General features: G+C 60.6%; 16 protein-coding genes. 8 read left to right on the top strand and 8 right to left on the bottom strand.

Annotation, left to right across the window (positions count from 1 at the left end):
- A partial coding sequence (locus EXE47_RS19115; RefSeq protein WP_241997586.1) for a transposase occupies positions 1-215 on the top strand: 215 nt, incomplete at its 5' end.
- A gap of 61 nt (positions 216-276) precedes the next feature.
- Here the strand turns inward: EXE47_RS19115 and EXE47_RS17405 are convergent.
- Positions 277-972: a hypothetical protein gene (locus EXE47_RS17405; protein WP_137708568.1), complete on the bottom strand. Its 696-nt coding sequence runs from the start codon at positions 970-972 to the stop codon at positions 277-279.
- 152 nt (positions 973-1,124) lie between these two features.
- On the opposite strand from EXE47_RS17405, the gene EXE47_RS17410 reads away from it, so the two are divergent.
- Together EXE47_RS17410 and EXE47_RS17415 are read left to right on the top strand one after the other, a co-directional pair.
- On the top strand, positions 1,125-3,491 hold the full coding sequence (locus tag EXE47_RS17410) for a hypothetical protein (protein WP_137708569.1): 2,367 nt from the start codon (positions 1,125-1,127) through the stop codon (positions 3,489-3,491).
- 41 nt (positions 3,492-3,532) lie between these two features.
- On the top strand, positions 3,533-5,569 hold the full coding sequence (locus EXE47_RS17415) for a hypothetical protein (protein WP_137708570.1): 2,037 nt from the start codon (positions 3,533-3,535) through the stop codon (positions 5,567-5,569).
- Positions 5,570-6,815: 1,246 nt separating this feature from the next.
- Here EXE47_RS17415 and EXE47_RS17420 read toward each other — a convergent pair.
- Genes EXE47_RS17420 through EXE47_RS17430 form a run of 3 tightly spaced genes read right to left on the bottom strand, consistent with a single transcriptional unit; the run spans position 6,816 to position 8,591 of the window.
- Positions 6,816-7,535 carry a sugar phosphate nucleotidyltransferase gene (locus EXE47_RS17420; protein WP_137708571.1) on the bottom strand — a complete coding sequence of 240 codons (720 nt, stop codon included), beginning with the start codon at positions 7,533-7,535 and terminating at the stop codon, positions 6,816-6,818.
- Positions 7,536-7,578: 43 nt separating this feature from the next.
- Positions 7,579-8,025, bottom strand: coding sequence for a hypothetical protein (locus tag EXE47_RS17425; RefSeq protein WP_080508697.1), 447 nt, complete (start codon positions 8,023-8,025; stop codon positions 7,579-7,581).
- A complete protein-coding gene (locus EXE47_RS17430) occupies positions 8,022-8,591 on the bottom strand; it encodes a hypothetical protein (RefSeq protein WP_137708572.1) in 570 nt (189 codons plus the stop codon). Before EXE47_RS17430 ends, EXE47_RS17425 begins: the two co-directional genes overlap by 4 nt.
- Before the next feature lie 397 nt (positions 8,592-8,988).
- Here EXE47_RS17430 and EXE47_RS17440 point away from each other — a divergent pair, with 397 nt between their 5' ends.
- Positions 8,989-9,285 (top strand): UPF0175 family protein, encoded by a 297-nt coding sequence (locus tag EXE47_RS17440; RefSeq protein ID WP_137708573.1) that lies wholly within the window; start codon positions 8,989-8,991, stop codon positions 9,283-9,285.
- 153 nt (positions 9,286-9,438) lie between these two features.
- On the top strand, positions 9,439-10,845 hold the full coding sequence (locus EXE47_RS17445; protein WP_137708574.1) for an ATP-binding protein: 1,407 nt from the start codon (positions 9,439-9,441) through the stop codon (positions 10,843-10,845).
- Here the strand turns inward: EXE47_RS17445 and EXE47_RS17450 are convergent.
- The gene (locus EXE47_RS17450) at positions 10,808-11,053 is read right to left on the bottom strand and encodes an NTP transferase domain-containing protein (protein WP_241897937.1); all 246 of its coding nucleotides are present in this window, start codon (positions 11,051-11,053) and stop codon (positions 10,808-10,810) included. The two genes, EXE47_RS17445 and EXE47_RS17450, sit on opposite strands and share 38 nt — an antisense overlap.
- 197 nt (positions 11,054-11,250) lie before the next feature.
- Here EXE47_RS17450 and EXE47_RS17455 point away from each other — a divergent pair, with 197 nt between their 5' ends.
- Together EXE47_RS17455 and EXE47_RS17460 are read left to right on the top strand one after the other, a co-directional pair.
- Entirely contained in the window at positions 11,251-11,652 is a 402-nt protein-coding gene (locus EXE47_RS17455; RefSeq protein WP_241997605.1) for a nucleotidyltransferase family protein, read from the top strand.
- Positions 11,653-12,054 (top strand): ArsR family transcriptional regulator, encoded by a 402-nt coding sequence (locus EXE47_RS17460; protein ID WP_137708575.1) that lies wholly within the window; start codon positions 11,653-11,655, stop codon positions 12,052-12,054.
- 53 nt (positions 12,055-12,107) lie between these two features.
- Here EXE47_RS17460 and EXE47_RS17465 read toward each other — a convergent pair whose 3' ends face one another.
- A complete protein-coding gene (locus EXE47_RS17465) occupies positions 12,108-13,490 on the bottom strand; it encodes an ATP-binding protein (protein WP_137708576.1) in 1,383 nt (460 codons plus the stop codon).
- A 292-nt stretch (positions 13,491-13,782) separates the two neighbouring features.
- Here EXE47_RS17465 and EXE47_RS19120 point away from each other — a divergent pair, with 292 nt between their 5' ends.
- Entirely contained in the window at positions 13,783-14,064 is a 282-nt protein-coding gene (locus EXE47_RS19120) for a hypothetical protein (protein ID WP_241997606.1), read from the top strand.
- 268 nt (positions 14,065-14,332) lie between these two features.
- On the opposite strand, the gene EXE47_RS17475 is transcribed toward EXE47_RS19120, so the two are convergent.
- Both EXE47_RS17475 and EXE47_RS17480 read right to left on the bottom strand, forming a co-directional pair.
- A complete protein-coding gene (locus EXE47_RS17475) occupies positions 14,333-15,319 on the bottom strand; it encodes a GDP-mannose 4,6-dehydratase (RefSeq protein ID WP_137708577.1) in 987 nt (328 codons plus the stop codon).
- Between the two features lie 300 nt (positions 15,320-15,619).
- Positions 15,620-15,793, bottom strand: coding sequence for a hypothetical protein (locus tag EXE47_RS17480; protein ID WP_241988301.1), 174 nt, complete (start codon positions 15,791-15,793; stop codon positions 15,620-15,622).
- Positions 15,794-16,141: the final 348 nt, after the last annotated feature.

Consider the following 16,141-nt stretch of genomic DNA (forward strand, 5'->3'; position numbering starts at 1 on the left):
CGTGTCCCTCGTGTGGGTTTGAATGTGACCGTGACGCGAATGCGGCGATGAACGTCTTGCAGAGAGGCTTTGCTGAATTAGGGCTGGGATGGCCCGAAGATACGCCTGTGGAGACTGCGCTCCCTGCCGACACCCATTCGGTGTCTGCAAAGCGCGTCGTAGAAGCAGGAAGCCCTACCCTCAAGGAGCGAGCGGCGTCAGCCGTGAGCGAGTAGGGTAGGGTAGTTCACTGCTGTGTCAAGACGAATCTGAAGAGGCTTGCTCACCCGTTGTATCTCAATTGTCGTTAACGAGATGTTGGAACTCAGATGGGACAGACAGTTTTCGTGGCCCATCTTCAGTTTGGATGTCTGCGATTGCTGCGTGGATATTTGCAAGCGCGATTTGTTTTGCTTCGGAGGGTGGATAGCGTCCAGATTCATAGAGTTTCTCGCCAGTTTCTGGGTCTGTCCAGTTCCCGTATTCTCTCCATTGGTGATACATATCTGCGATACTGATTTCTTCAGTTGGAGGTATCTCGTAGAGAGTCTGTCGTGGGGACACATCTGAGTTCGGGGAGTTGAACCAGTCAGTATACTCTCGCGCTGTTGTTACACCGTCAGCGAGAGCGGTTTCGAAGGTGAGAAATCGGTGGGCGCCAGCCTCGTGACCCGTGGTAATGGCATGTTGGAGGTATTCTTGTTCATTCGCGAGCGTATACAGAAAGGCGATCCCGTACGAGAGACTGTCTGGGTAGGCTCCCTCATGACGAAGGCCGACGAGAATATCACGGAGCAGTGATTCAGGAAGCTCCTCCGTGAGCAGTTGAAAATCACGAAGCGCGTTCGTTACACGCTCTTGGATTGCTTGCCGACGTTGGTAGTCACGCTGATTGGCGGTCCCTGGGGTCGATCCGTCTGTTTGTTCACGGAGCCATTCGCGATCAGTAGCTGTGAGAATACCACGATCCCTGTCGTCGTGTGACGGCATCACTATCGCGATTTCCTTGATAGAGTATATAAATCCCTGACGATCCGCCCCAACTCAGCCTAGTTTTGACGAAAGGATCCATCAAATCGGCTGGATTTGCTTGTCCGACTACGGGCCAATAGTAGCACACACGTCGACGCAGTCGGCGCACCACCATGTCCATCCAACCCAAGCAACCGACGAACGAATCGAGACCGACGAACCACAACGACGAGTTACCGGCACCAGAACACGTCCCGGACGGCCAGACGGAAGTCCCGGATCTCACCGGCGAGCCAACCCAACGCAAGAACGCCCTCCGAATCCGGCTCCCACGGGATCCAGCCAAACGCGAGGAACTCCCCGAAGCAATCAACGGCGTTCTCACGTGGGTCCTGAGCGATGTCTGTGGAGAATCTATCATCGAGAGCGTCGAGATCCTCATGTTCCCGGGGCCCCAGGGCTTGGAGTTCGTTCTCCACCCGCGCCCGTTCGCACTTGATGGCCGCAGCGACACGCAATCAACGCTCGACGACTTCACCAAAGAGCTCTACTCGCGGCCGCTAAGCGTCCTCACGCAGGCAGTCAAGCGCCGCTACCCCGAGTCGGTCAACGTGGAAGTCGGTCACCTCGACCTCGAACCGGTCGGGGTCACCGACGTCACAACGACGCGACTCTACTCGATCGAAGACGGGAACCGGCCGATCCCAGGCAACACCAAAGCAAAGCCGCTCGAGGAGCTGTTCAAGGCGCTCCGAGAGGGCCACGACCCGTTCATCTATCAGGTGATCGTCGCTGGCGAGGACGGCAGCTACAACATGTCAGTGCGGCTCGCAACCTACCGCCCAAAGGACAACTACGTCGGCGACCGCGGGTTCGCGAAACTCGTCGCCGACGGCAAACCAACCGACCTCGAACGAGTATTCGGGAATGGGAACCTCGTCTCGAACCACGATCCTGTCCTCGCGAACCGCTACTGGAAAACCAACTACACCCACACCATCGACGGACCTGATAGCTACGAGGCCAGATACGACTACGCGCTGGCTAACCAGTACAACCCGCGTTCGGAAATCCGCCGGCACGCAGAGACGGTCCGAACAGTCGTTCTCGGGAAGAAAGAACATCGACGACTCCTGAACGGTGACACAAGTACTGAACCCCTACTAAAAAACGAATTCAGTCGCTACGGATGGGTTTCACTGTTCGAGCCGCAGTTGCTCCCGTTCGTCTGGACGGTCACCCAGCGGTGGGAGACGAACCCCTGGCGTGACGTTAAGGGCCGGTCCGCGCCGGTGTTCAACTCGGTAAAACTGATCACAATCGAAACGCCCAGTCAGTTCGGCGTCGGAGAAGGACTGACCGATGCGGCCCCAGACGAAACGGCCGTCGCAAACGAGGGTGGCGCCGGCCACGGCTCGCTCGAACAGTACACGCGTCGGGCCTTTTCTGAGGGCGGTGATGAGATTCACAAAGTCGATCAAAACGCTGATTCGGTGCCGGATGAGCGACTCACAGCCGTCGATGGCATGATCGAGACCCTCGGCATCGAGGTTGACTCAGAGGTCGTGGCCATCGAGTGTGAAGACGAAAATATCACGAAGGGCTCGAACACGCTCATTAACGCCGAGCGGGCGTACGCGGCCGACCGACACGTCGTCTTCGTCTATAACCAAGCGGACGTGGAACGGGGCTACAGCCATCTCAATAAACCGTATAAATACACCGAGGACAACGGCATCATCACATACAACAGAACAGATTCGGTTCGGTCGCCGGACGGGCGAGCACTTGTTCGGGCCGGCGACGGGAACACAACCTACCGGATTACAGGCCAGACGATCAGCGTCCGTGATGACGACGGCGAACTGACCCGCGGGCCCGTAACTGATGATGTCGGCACGTTCGAGTGGCCGACAGCGCCAACCGAGGATGACACCACGGCAACGAGCACAGCGGCGAGCGAGACGCAGTGTGGATACTACCGAAAGACCGACGATGGAACCCATCGCGTCGAAACCGCCGACGGGACGGTCATTATGGAGTACAGCGAAAAGCAGGCGTTCCTCGCCGACTGGACGCAGATCCGAGAACCCCATGTCCCGATTGCGCTGAGCTATCTCGACTTCGTCACCGTCGCCTACCGAGACGAGAAGACGGACCAGCTGCGGGTGTATGACCCCCGGCCCGACTGGGAGACCACCGACAAATCTGAGAGTCACGAAGCAGGGGTACAGCAGTTCTCTGAGGAGCTCATTGTCGAGCGCGACGGTGCCGAACTGACCTACGATGTCCTCGACGCAGCGCTCACGCAGTGGTTCGAAGGCCACTCGCAGTACCCAGCACCAATTCGGTCGGTGATCGGCGGACATCTCCCAAAGCCAGTCAAAAAGGCAAAAACGAGCGGCACAGGGAATGATTACCGCTATTTCGATGGGTTTGATTTGCTATTCGAGCCCGGAATCGACTCACCGCATCAGGCGGACGCCCCGGCCGATTACGATCCGGACGACGACACCGAACCCACCGAAGAGACCGACTAACCGCGGCCGACACCGCTCACAAACAATTTTTATCCAAACAGATGACAGCGACAGCCGACCACCCGTGGCAAGCGCTCGAAATCGTCCTTAACCCGAATAGCGACAAGCCGTCGTACGCCATACCGATCGAACGAACCCTCGCAGCCGTGGTCCATGAGGCACTCTGGACGTACGACTGTGGCCCGATCACGTACCTATCGCTGCCCGGCGTGACCCGCCAGCGAACGCTGCTGTGGGCTGGATCCGCGCCAACACCCGACAACGCGACAACACTCCCGTCGCTCTCGACAGTCGAGACAACGGACGTAACGCCTGCGACACAGACACTTGCGAGTTGTCTACACCAGCGGTGTACCGATCGAGTTGGGATCAGCGTCGTTACCGTCGATCCAAGCCCACTTGGTGCCAGTAGCGCTGCCACCCAGCGAGTACTCATCCCAACAGAGACCACATCGCCGAGATTCGACACGGCCGCACCAGCCGTAGAAACAGCTCTCGCGGCCGTTGGTGACCGGCCGCACGCGCTTGCGGTTGTCGCGAGCCGCGGGCCAGATGAGACCACCAACATCGCCGTTCGGCTGGTCGACTTTACACCGACATCCCAGATCGACACCCGCGAGAGGCTCGCACAATCGCGTGCTGATCCACCCATCGCAGTAAGCGAGCATCTCGGCGGCTCCAAGACGCTCACCAACTGGGACCTCCTCGAGAAACACGGCTGGGAGCTGACGACCGACGACCGACTGCCCGGCAATGAGAATGAAACTCCCGTCCTCCGAAAGTCGCTCCTCCCGTCATATGAAGCGTGGCGAGCCGACCGAGCGGCCGACCTCGCTGACGCCACCCACGAATACGCACAGGTGTTCGCACAGGCTCCCAGCGATCCCCGTGCCGACGCGTATGAACGCCTCGGGGTGACCGGCCAACTGCCCGTCGCAGCCGAGCAGTTGCCGGCGTTGTTCCCCGTCGTCCGCCGCCAGTACCCGCGATCGGTCTGGGACGACGTCGCTGGGCGGACAACAGTTCGCATCCGGCCCGTGACACCAGTCGCTGTCCCGGATACGATGGCTGTCGCTGAACAAGATCCAACAGCGAACGCAACACGAACAACACCAGCATCGGTCGATGGGGCAGCGTCGCCGTTCGAACGGGCCGTGCTGCGATGGTGTTTCGAACACGGCATCGACGTCATCGAAACTGACTGCTCGCTGTCGCCGGTACCCTTCGAGCTGGAGATGCCGTCAGGCACCCACACGCTCGCGTATCTCGTGGCTGAGGAGTTGAATCGCGGCCAACTGCTCGGCAGCGTCTGGCAGGCGTCTCATGATCCGACACTCGCAGGCGTCCGCGTCTTTACCGAGACACGCGCCGCCGCGAAACAGGCGGCGATGACGCTGCTCCAACCCTTCAAAGACGCACGGCCGAGTGAGACTGAAACACCACTGTACCGCCAGCCCGCACTGTTACACGGGACTGCTGGGGTCGTTGTGCGGCCAATAGACTCTCCACCAGAGCAGTGGGTCGTAACCCCGACAAACGACCTCCAGTGCCAGGTGGACGGTGCCATCGTCGCCCAGGGAGACTTCCTCGGGCCACTTGAGGCGATTGCGGACGAGCTTCCGCAGTTGGAGTCGACCACTGGAACAGCCACACTAACGCACCCTACCGACGGCGAACACCACGTTTATGAAAGCCACGACGCCGCGCAGGCGGCAACAACACCGATCCACCGGCCGGCCCGACCGGCATCCCTCGCAACAGGGCTTGAATCCGCCACCGTCTTCTCGCAAGCGGGGTCGAACTTCGAGCAGTACCGCCCAACCGACTCCTGGAACAGCAGGCTGACGGGAACGCCTGAAGCTGCCGCCGCACGGATCTTTCGGGATATCTACACGGTTCCGGACTCCGGCACAACGCTCTCGCGTGCGACGTTACGTCCGGAGCTTGTCTCGTATCTCTCCCAGCGGATGGATCGTCGACTACCGCGATCAATTGTGACAGGGTCGATAAACGATCGACTGGTGCTGCGGACGAACCGCCGCTGGCGCTACCGGCCGCCGACACACCTCAAAAAGTAAATATATTTTCAACTAGCCTCGCAGGTGTTCGAGCCGATCACTATGTGGTGGGTGTGAGATCCTGAGAGTGACTGGACGAGTAACTGTATGTATGACATATATCAAATGTATATGTGATACAACAAGAGAGGCAGCGTCCTCGTGATCAGATCCGCAGGAGAACTCGCACGCGACAAGACGACCCAACGAGATCTGTTCCAAGCCGCCGGCCCCCGCAATTAGATGGGGGGTGAGAGGGGGTGCGAACAGGGGTCGTAGAAGTGGTAGGGGCTTCCACTGGAATTGCGTTGTCGTCATGCGGTTAGGGGGTCGCAGATCCGACTGATAAAAAGAAGAAGATCCACTCCGTAGCAGGGGTTCCCCTTGATCAATACCGCCCTCTCAGGGCGGAGCCACAGCCCAACCAAGTACCGCGGCCGTGCCAGCAGAACACCCACCGTCCGCCGGAGGAATGACTTCCGAAAATAATATGTTTGGTTCGATATGGTTCGCTTGGGAGCTAGATGAGTTGTGGCGGTGCCACTATTTCGGGTCGGGACAGGAATCTGTAGCATCGACCTTCGGCGAGTATTTTTCCCAAATTCCGTATGATTTTGCGAAGGCCTATCGATTGATGCGGGGGGGACTGAGAGAGGTCCCGTTCCCAACAGCACTCACCAGCCTCGGTCGCAACCCCGAAGCACCTGAGAGTAGCGCAAGTCCGCATACCGGATCAGTCATCAGGTGGGAGGCTTCACATATGTTGTTCAGTTTGTGTTGTTCTGGCCTCCGCGCTGATCTCTATGCGTTTGTTCACAGTCGGCTATTGATGCGGGACTCTTCTTCTTCTAATCAGTCGGAAGTGGGGCCCTCTAACCACCCCCCGTATGGTGGATTCCCACTTGTTTCCCCTTATCCCGACACGATACCCTCTAACGGGGGTATTAACTGGAGATCGCGTTTACCCGTCCGATTTGTGAATTAAGAGAGAGCAGATTTCGTATGCTCTGCTGGTGAGCGAGTGGTAATCGGGAGAACCCTGCCAGGGCCCTCCCCGACACAGGCGAAATGAGGTGTGTCCCCCGCCGCTGAACGCGATCTAACTCGGAAGCTTCCGCAATACGCCGATGCGGCGACGATGCCGCAGATACGCGTCGAGACTTTCTGCTTGAACGCGAGGGCCACTCGTCTTGAACACTTGACTCAGTGGGGTGTGATGCGAGCCCTGTCGCTGGTTGTCTCCGAGAACACTCGACACAGCGAAGTATCAGGAACCCGTCTCGCTCTCCCAACGCACCAACTCGCTCGCCCGCCCCACGTCCTCCGGCGTGTTCACGTTCACGCGCTCACCCAGCCGTACGGTCTCGACCTCGTACCCAGCCCGCACCAACAACCCCACGGCCTCGCTCAACTGGTACTCACCCTCGGCTGACGGCCGAAGGAGCGCACACGCATGGAACACATCCTCCGGAAGCACGTAACACCCAGTCGTCACGAGCGTCGACGGCGGGTCGTCCGGCTTTTCGACGATCTCCGTCACGCGCCCCCGCTCGTCCGTCTCGATCACGCCGGTCGTCGCCGCGACCTCCGCCGACACCTCCTCGACCGCGAGCACCGCGTTAGCCTCCCCAACAGCCTCGACTGCGGGCTCGACGCTCCCCGCGAAGACGTTGTCGCCGTTCACGAGCAGGAACGTCCCGTCGACGTGTGGCTCGGCCTGAAGCACGGCATGCCCGAGCCCCAGTCGCTCGCGCTGGTGGACGTAGGTGATCGGAACCCCCTCGAAGGTGTCACCGAACCGGTCGACGATCTGGGCCGCCTCGTAGCCGACGATCACGACCAACTCGTCGGCCCCAGCCTCGACTGCCGTCTCGAACACGTGTGCGAGCAGCGGTCGCCCCGCGACATCGACGAGGCCTTTCGGCTGGTCGTCGGTGAGCTTGCCGAGCCGACTGCCGCGTCCGGCAGCGGGGATGACTGCGTCCATACGCGAGACCCCACACGCCGGTCACCTAACCCCATCGACGGGACTACCGGGTCCAGAAGCCGCGCTGGCGGGCTTCGATCTCCGAAAGTGCCGTCGAGAGGACGTCACGCCAGTCATTCGGGTGTGTCGTATCGTCACCCGGTGTCGGTGCGTCCGGCCCCGGATGGATGTGATCACGAGTGTTGTGCCCAGACGGATGTCTATCCCATCGGTGATCGAACGCCCCCGTGTTGTGTGTTTCGTGATAATGGAGCGAGAAATCCCCGGTTTCGAACCAGACGATCTCCAGACGAGCGCTTCGAACGCGGTCAGGGTAGAGTTGCCGATCGTACTGACAGACCAGTCGTTCGGGCGCGAAGCTAGGCTGGTCACCGACCTCGCTGAACCGATCGTCCGTCGTGAGACGCTCGCGGATGACCGCCAGCCGGTCGAAATCGACCGGCCCGCCAGAAATTGAATCCCCCGTCTCGTCATCGGGGTCGGCAGTCATACTGCGGATTCGCGATCTGTAGCCTCGCCGGACGTGGGAGTGAGTGCTCGTTCGAGGAGAGACACACGACGCAGCGCGGTTTCCCACGCCGAGAGTTGCTCCCAGACCGCCTCGATAGACTGGTCGCTTGCTGCGGCATACTGTGTGATCGAGACGCCCGTCGGGGACTCGGCGTCGAATTCAACTGCGAGTGCGTCCGCCCGCTCTGATTCCGACCGCAACAGGTCGAGTAACTCCTCAGTTGTGTACCGGCGTCGAAGCGTTTGGACGCGTCGCCAGTTCAGGTACTCTTGATTCCGTTCGTAGGTAGCTGGCGAATCTGTGACCTTCGTGACGATGCCCATCCGTTCGAACCAGTCCAAGTATTCACGTGCGGCGTCGACCCCGTGTCCCGCACGCTCGGCAACTTCACCTGCTGTCGCCGGATCGTTGAGTCCGAGCACGGCATCGAAAAAGTCGTCCCGTGTTCGATCACCACGAACGACCTCCTCCGGCGGGGTCAACGCATCGAAGTTCGGCACCCGTTCGTCGGTGTCGGCTTGAATATCCGAACCCGGATCTTCCATACGGTACTGTGCGGTCCAACACGTAATAAAACTTTCTTGAGCGGATTATTCCGGTTTAAATACAGGCGACACCGGCCAACTCGTCGACCACAGTGTCGATCGACGTCTCGAAAACGTGCGCGAGGAGGGGTCGCCCTCCTCGACGAGTCCCCTCGGTCGGTCCGCTGTCAGCTCGCCGCGTCGACTGCCGCACCCGGCAGCGGGCATGACCGTATCCATAAGAGGACCGGCACCCACGAGCCATCTCAAGTCGTCGGTCTCTCAAATCGATGGGGGCAGGCAACTCGCACAACTCGGGATCGGCGTCACCAAACATGCCCATGAGGGTCGTCCCGGAGAGCGGCAGTCGATCCGAGGCGGCAGAGTAGTTATCCATGGCTCCGACGTAGAAGGTCGTATGTCCGGACTCGCTGAGGATCTCGACGCCATCGCGGCCGCCGGCGGCTACGACAAGACCGACGCGGTGGTGGAGGAGGCCGTCCGTGAGCTGTTGCGTCGGCGTCCGGAGCTTCGGCTGTCGATCGCGGTCGAGAAGTACCGAACCGGCACCGTGAGCCTCAACCGGGCGGCCGAGCTCGCCGGCGTCTCGGCGGAAGCGTTCAAAGCGGAACTCGCGGATCGTGGGATCAACCGCGACGCCGCCTTTCTGGACGACTCCTCTCGGGAGGACCGGCTAGAGACGTTTCGCGAGTAGGCCGGCAGATGGCGCTCGTTGACAGCAACATCTTGAGCAGGCCCTGATCGCATATTCCCAGTTGCAGTAGCCAAGACTACTGTAGTCTCAACTACGATAGTCTAAACTACGTTATCTGTGCGTTTTATATACTGGGGAGCCGACGGTGAGCGCATGCCCACGTTCGTCAACCGAGAACGGGAACTCGACAGGCTCCACGAGTTATATGAAAGTGATTCTGCGGAGTTGAGCGTCGTCTACGGACGTCGACGGATGGGGAAGACAGCACTCGTCGTCAAATCCATCGAAGATCGTGATGACGCGGTGTATCATCAGGCAGCACACGGAACGACGGAGCAGCAACTCGATTCTTTCATCGCTGATGCTGCAACGGTGTTTCCGGGGATCAACCGGATTCGGAAAGACTGGGAGAACGTTCTCACGCATCTCGCCGAACAGGATGCGATCGTGATTCTTGACGAGTTTCCGTATCTCGTAGACGAAAACGAAGCGCTCCCCTCTCTCATTCAGCGGCTCTGGGATCACAACGTCGCTGATACGGGCACGACCTTCGTGCTGACTGGCTCGGCGATCGGGATGATACACGAGATAGCGATCGACGGAAGTTCACCACTGTATGGCCGGATCTCGAAACGACCGAACGGGAAACTCGAGATCGGCCCGTTACCGTTCGACGCCGCGATGACCTTTTTCCCGAACTACGCGCCGGCTGAGCAAGTGATCGCGTACGGTGTCTTCGGAGGAACGCCGGAATACCTCCGGGCTGTAGACGACACGCAGTCACTCCAGGGAAACATTACGGACACCATGCTGCTCCGTGATGGCGGCCTCCACGAGGAGCCCGAGGATATCCTGTACCGGGAACTGGACGAGGTGGATCGGTATTTCGCCGTTCTGAAAGCGATGGCGGAGGGGAATCACAGGCGAAACGAGATCATTCAGGCTGCCGGCATCAACGCTAACAGCGCGAGTTACTACCTCTCCCGCCTGCGAGAGCTCCAGATAATCGAGCAGGAGTACCCAGTCACCGTTGACCCCTCCCGGAGTCGGAACAGCCGATATCGGATCCGGGACCAACTGTTCGCGTTCTGGTTCCGGTTCGTCCACGGTCGTTCGTCCCGGTACGAAGTGTTCGGGGCGGATGCGTACGACGAACTCGTCGAACCACACCTCCCGGACTTCGTCAGTTCGTCGTTCGAACGTCTCTGTCAGCGGGCAGTCCTCTACGAGTACGGGGATGTGTACACGTTCACGGAATCTCCGGGCCAGTGGTGGGACACCGACGGACGCGAGATCGATATCGTGGCCCCGACGAACGGCGACACGTTACTGGTCGGGGAAGCGAAGTTCCAGCAGCAACCGATGGGGTACGATGTTCTCGCACAGCTCGAACAGGAGGCACCCGAGATTGCGTGGGCGCCGACCGACGGCGACGTGAACTACGAGTACGTACTGTTTAGCCGAAGCGGGTTCGCGTCGTCACTGGAGGAAGCGGCCAAAGAGCGGGACGACCTCGGTTTGTTTACTGTTGATGACGTCGTTGAGGTGCTATCCGAGTGATGTTTTCATCTCGAAGGCGTCGCCGAACCGCTCGACGATCTGGGCCGCCTCGTACTACGACCAGCGGGCCGACCCCGGCGTCGACTGCCGTCTCGAAGACGCGCGTGAGGAGGGGTCGGCCCGCCACGTCGACGAGTCCCTTCGGTCGGTCCGCCGTCAGCTCGCCGAGTCGACTCCCTCGGCCTGCGGCGGGGATGACCACGTCCATGTCACGAGACGCCACCGCTGGTCACCTGACTTCATCGACGGGACTATCGCTTCCTGTGACTTCTCATGGCTCGCGGCTCGACGGCCGATCGATTCCGAGCCGCCGGGCGACCGTGATATTCACAAACGGTTTTGTCGCCCGGCACGTACAAACGCGACATGGTGGAGTCGAATCACGACGGGTCGGCGATCGACGGTGTGGACGTGGCGGCGCTCCGCCGATATCTCGCGACGACAGATGTCCGCTTCGCGGTTCTGTTCGGCTCCCGAGTCCGGGGAGAGACACACGACTCGTCCGACGTCGACGTCGTCCTTCGATTCCCCGAGGAGCTATCCCCGAAAGAACGCTTCTGTCGACGGAACCGTATCGATACGGATCTCCAAGGGTATGCGGACGACTTCGTCGACGTAAGCGACATCGAAGACCTTCCCCTTCCGATCGGACGCGCAGCCCTCCGGGAAGGAGTTCGGCTGGTCGGTGACGAACGAGAGCTCACCGCCTACCGTGAGCAGATAGACGCCGAATACGAGCGAACTGCCGCCGATCGGGAACGGGACCGGCGCGAGTTCATCGATCGGCTTGCGAGAGGAGACATCTAGATGGTGGACGAGGAGGTCGTCGCGACGACGTTCGAGACGTGGACCGCGCTCCAGAAGGTGACAGATCAGACCCGCGCGAACCTAATCGCCGACATTGTCGGCCACCCACAGGGGGCCCCGAGCGTCCGGGAGCTCGAGTACATGAACCCCGCGCTCGGCGAGGACGCGATCCGTCGCCACCTTGGAGTGTTACAAGATGTCGGCGTGGTTGCGGAACTGGTCGTTACGCCGGGGAATCGGGTGCGCGGGTACCCGTACAAGTTCTACCAGCTCACCTCGCAGGCTCGAGCGCTGTTCGACCGAAACGACCTGTTCCCGGTGGACGCGTGGCAGCGGCAGTACGCTCGCGTCGAGAAGACCGGTGAGATCGCCGAACTCGAAGCGATGCCGCGGCCTGAGTGACTCCTTCTGGAATCGTCTCTCTGAGGAAACTCGGATCGCAGAGTACCGTCCGCTCACCGCTGGGATTCGAATAGCGTCGCGAGTTCTGAGATCCCATACAACGACGCGTCGGAACGATCGTCGACCACGGCCTGTAACTCGTCCGTGAAGCCGCCCCGCGAAAAGAGCGCGTACCGCACCTCTCGGTCGGTTCCTTGCCACCGGACCTCCGATTCGAGCGCCGTGAGTTTGTCAAATACCCCGGGACCCACTGGTTCCGTGGTCCACTTACACTCCCCGAGAAGCAAGGTCTCAGTCTCTCGATTGACTCCAGCAATGTCGATCTCCTCGCCGCCGTACCACCAGCGGCCGACGCGTGAACAAGAGACGGGAAACCCCGGCGTCCGGACCGCCTGCTGGCACACCGTTTCGAAGGTCCGACTCGTGTGCGTTGGGAGCGTCTCGGCGATCGCCGATCGAACCGGTGCCGTCCGCCCCTGTTCGAGCGTTCCCCGATTAGGTGCCACGTACCGAAACCAGAACCGGAGAAAATCGTCCGTCAGCCGATACAGTCCCCGGCCGTCAGGGTCCGTCACCGGATGCTCCTGCTCGAGGATCGCCAACTGCGTGAGGTTCTGGAGATATCGGGAGAGGCTGCTCGCGTCGCGGCCGATCTCGTTGGCGATCTCGGTAACGCGTGTCGCGCCACCGGCGATGGCTTCGAGGATCGCCATATACGTCGCGGGCTCACGGAGCTCTTGGCGTAACAGAAACTCCGGCTCCTCGTACAGGAACTCACCTTTCGAGAGGATGGATTGCTCGATGTTCTCGAGGAGGCTCAGTCCTGGATCGAACTGTTCGAGATACGCGGGAACGCCTCCAAGCACACTATACAGCTGGATCTGCGTCTCCAGATCGTCGTCCGGGAAGAACGCGCGAACGTCCGCGAACGAGAGCGGGGCGAGTTTCCACTGTCCGGTTCGGCGCCCGTACAGCGGGCTCTCGTAGCTCAACACGCCCTCCTCCATCATCGAAATCGATGACCCCAACAACACGAGCGAGACGTCCGTTCCTGCGAGTACGTCGTCGACAACGGTCTGAAACACCGACGGGATCGTGTCGTCCTCGTCGACGAGATACGAGAACTCGTCTAACGCTACCACGCACGGCCCGTCGACGCGCGCCGTGAGATACTGAAACGCCTCGACGAACCCGTCGACATCCGGAGTGATATCGTCGAACGCAGCAGCGCACTGTGCTGCGAACCGGCGGGCGTTGTGCGTTGCGCCCCGCTCGTCACAGAGATAGTAGACTGACGTGTCTTCGAGTGCGTCGAGCGCCGTCGTCACCAGCGTCGTCTTCCCTACCCGCCGTCGCCCGTATACGACGAGGAGCTGTCGCTCGGCTCGTGAGAGATGCGACGTGAGCCATTCGAGTTCAGTTTCTCTGTTTATCATTATGCGTGCGATAATATTATTGCGTTCATAATAGTTGTTCGGGTCCGTTGTGGCGATCGTTCTCCGGGTTTCAGTACAAGAAGGCCGCCCACAGTTTCAGCGCCGGCGTTGTTCGAACTCCTGACTTTCACCACGTTGCTGTTGGCCGCGTCCGGTTCGTATCCGCCATATTGGCTACATACGTGACGTCACGTGTCTGCTGGTCGTCCCTGTCCATCACCGGCGGACCGTCGAGACAGACGTATCGAGTTGGGTGAGTGTTTTGTCTGTCGACGTTCAACGACACTCCAGCATGGGCCTGTACGACGACGTGTTGGTCGCAGACGGCGTCAGGTTGCCGAAGTTTCCCGCCGACGCCAGTCCGTCCGATATCGGGTGGCAGACGAAAGCGATTGGTCGGCCAGCCATGCGAGCGTACAAGATTACCGCAGACGGACGGCTTCTGCGACACGAGCGGGAGTTCCGTGAGAAAACGTCTGCGGAAAAGCAGGCGGTGGCCGCCGATCACGGCTTTGAATCATGGAACGAGTACGTCTCATTTTGTGATGACGCCGACCCAGATGACCGCATCTAACGTGGAATCGGTCTTGGAGCGGCGGACTCTCGGACCGTCGACGAGGAGTTCTGGCTCGATCACAATATGCACGGCAGTTTCGAGTTCCACGGGCGGAGCGACGACATCGAAGACGGATTTCACTGGTCGTACGAAGCACGGTTCACACGCGGGGAACTCGACGCTATCGTCTTTCTCGGCGAACGAGGCGGCGGTTCCCCCGACGAATACAGGCCCGAGGCGCCCGTCTGCGTCGAGTTTTAACGGCCCGGACGAAAGCGGAATTCAACTACGACTCCCGCACTAACGGTTCGTACCACTCGCGGTTCGCCTGATACCACTCGATGAACTCCCCAACCCCCTCCGCGATCGTCCGTGAGGGCTCGTAGCCGATCACCTCACCAGCCTTCTCGACGGAGGCGTGCGTGTGCTCGGCGTCGGCCTCACGGGCGGACTCGTACTCGATCTCCAGTTCGGGCGCTAACTGATCTCGTACCGTTTCGGCTAGCTCCTGAATCGAGATGTTGTCCGAGCTCCCGATGTTCAACACGTCGCCGTCAGCGGCATCGGACTCCAACAGCGTCCGATTCGCGTCCACCACGTCGGCTACGTACGTGAAGTCGCGCGTCTGCTGACCGTCGCCGTAGATCACCGGCGGCTCGTCGTTCACACACCGCGAAACGAAGTTCGAGATGGCCATGTTCGGCCGCATCCGCGGGCCGTACACCGTAAAGTAGCGCAGACACACCGTCGGGAGCCCGTGGAGCTCCGTGTACACCCGCGCCATGTGCTCCTGCGTCAGCTTCGTCACGCCATACGGGCTCACGGGCTCGGTCGGGTGGTCCTCCGTGTAGGGGAGCGACTCCGGTTTCCCGTACACCGACGACGAACTCGCGAGGATCACGCGCTCGACGGCGGCCTCTTTCGCGGCCTCCAACAGCGTCACCGTCCCGCCCACGTTGATGTCGGTCACCTTCCGCGGCTCTGCGACGCTCGTCCGGACGCCCGCCTGGGCCGCCTGGTGGACGACGGTATCGGCGTCGGCGACGACCTCCCGGACCGTCTCCGCGTCGCGCACGTCTCCTTCGCGGAACGTGTACGACCCGTCGTGCTCGCTCGCGACCTCGCGGTGGATGTCGAGGGTGTGCTCTTTGAGCCGCACGTCGTAGAACGGTTCGAGGTTGTCGAGGACAGTCACGTCGTGGCCGTCGCGGAGGAACGCCTCCGCGAGGTGGCCGCCGATGAAGCCGGCCCCGCCGGTGACGAGAATACGCATATCGAGGTGGTCGCTTCCCTGCGTGAAATGTGTCCTGATCCCATCGCGAAGAGGGAATGGGTTGGAGATCACGTCGTCTATTGACTCACGGGATCACTTCCACCCACTTCCAAGCGTCAGCATGGTTGCCGTCGTCGTTCGGCCGTCCGTATCGGATCTCACACGCGTCATCGAGAATTCCGTGCTTCCGTAGGCCGACAACAGGGTGGGCGAGCTGTGAGAGTCGACGGCCCCTGACGGAGGCGGGCGCGCAGCCGGGGCCGCCCACGACACCGGTCACAGTGAGGTCGTGTCCGCCGCTCAGATCCACCCATCTGGTACGACCTCGACTATCGCCGTTCGATCGGCGTACGCGTCGTCGATCCGGCGGATAGCAGTCAGCACGTCGCCAACGGGCGGTTGGTCGACCTGGTCGAAGTAGAGACATCCGCACTGGTCGGATAGTTCGAAGAAGTCGTCATCTGCGGTCAACACCACGTACCCGTTTTCACGAGCGTGCGCCGCGATATCGAGTCCGTCGCACGGGGATCGAGGGCGTCCCGAACGGTCACCGCTCGGAGATCAGCATTTTCTAGGTGGAGCCCCCGACCTCAAGGAGCGAACGGAGTGAGCGAGTAGGTCGGGGAGGAAACCGACATGGGACGACACAACCACCACACCTCGACCGACTGACTCCCGACCATATAAGTACCATGGGGTACTCTCTGAAACTATGGGCGTGCGTCGAACCGCCGTCGTGAAACTCGCCGTTTCCGACGAGCAACGCGACGCACTCCACCGAACCGCCCAGCAATACCTGTACTGCGCGAACCGAACCGCCGA

It is taken from the genome of Halorubrum sp. GN12_10-3_MGM, assembly GCF_005435235.1.
Classification (GTDB): Archaea; Halobacteriota; Halobacteria; order Halobacteriales; family Haloferacaceae; genus Halorubrum; species Halorubrum ezzemoulense.

Bases quoted from the DNA above. Each gene is read 5' to 3' on its own strand.
- EXE47_RS17450 (WP_241897937.1), bottom strand. From the start codon at position 11,053: ATGGACGTGGTCATCCCCGCCGCAGGCCGAGGGAGTCGACTCGGCGAG.
- EXE47_RS17415 (WP_137708570.1), top strand. From the start codon at position 3,533: ATGACAGCGACAGCCGACCACCCGTGGCAAGCGCTCGAAATCGTCCTT.
- EXE47_RS17460 (WP_137708575.1), top strand. From the start codon at position 11,653: ATGGTGGACGAGGAGGTCGTCGCGACGACGTTCGAGACGTGGACCGCG.
- EXE47_RS17420 (WP_137708571.1), bottom strand. From the start codon at position 7,535: ATGGACGCAGTCATCCCCGCTGCCGGACGCGGCAGTCGGCTCGGCAAG.
- EXE47_RS17445 (WP_137708574.1), top strand. From the start codon at position 9,439: ATGCCCACGTTCGTCAACCGAGAACGGGAACTCGACAGGCTCCACGAG.
- EXE47_RS17475 (WP_137708577.1), bottom strand. From the start codon at position 15,319: ATGCGTATTCTCGTCACCGGCGGGGCCGGCTTCATCGGCGGCCACCTC.
- EXE47_RS17410 (WP_137708569.1), top strand. From the start codon at position 1,125: ATGTCCATCCAACCCAAGCAACCGACGAACGAATCGAGACCGACGAAC.
- EXE47_RS17430 (WP_137708572.1), bottom strand. From the start codon at position 8,591: ATGGAAGATCCGGGTTCGGATATTCAAGCCGACACCGACGAACGGGTG.
- EXE47_RS17425 (WP_080508697.1), bottom strand. From the start codon at position 8,025: ATGACTGCCGACCCCGATGACGAGACGGGGGATTCAATTTCTGGCGGG.
- EXE47_RS17440 (WP_137708573.1), top strand. From the start codon at position 8,989: ATGTCCGGACTCGCTGAGGATCTCGACGCCATCGCGGCCGCCGGCGGC.
- EXE47_RS17465 (WP_137708576.1), bottom strand. From the start codon at position 13,490: ATGATAAACAGAGAAACTGAACTCGAATGGCTCACGTCGCATCTCTCA.
- EXE47_RS19120 (WP_241997606.1), top strand. From the start codon at position 13,783: ATGGGCCTGTACGACGACGTGTTGGTCGCAGACGGCGTCAGGTTGCCG.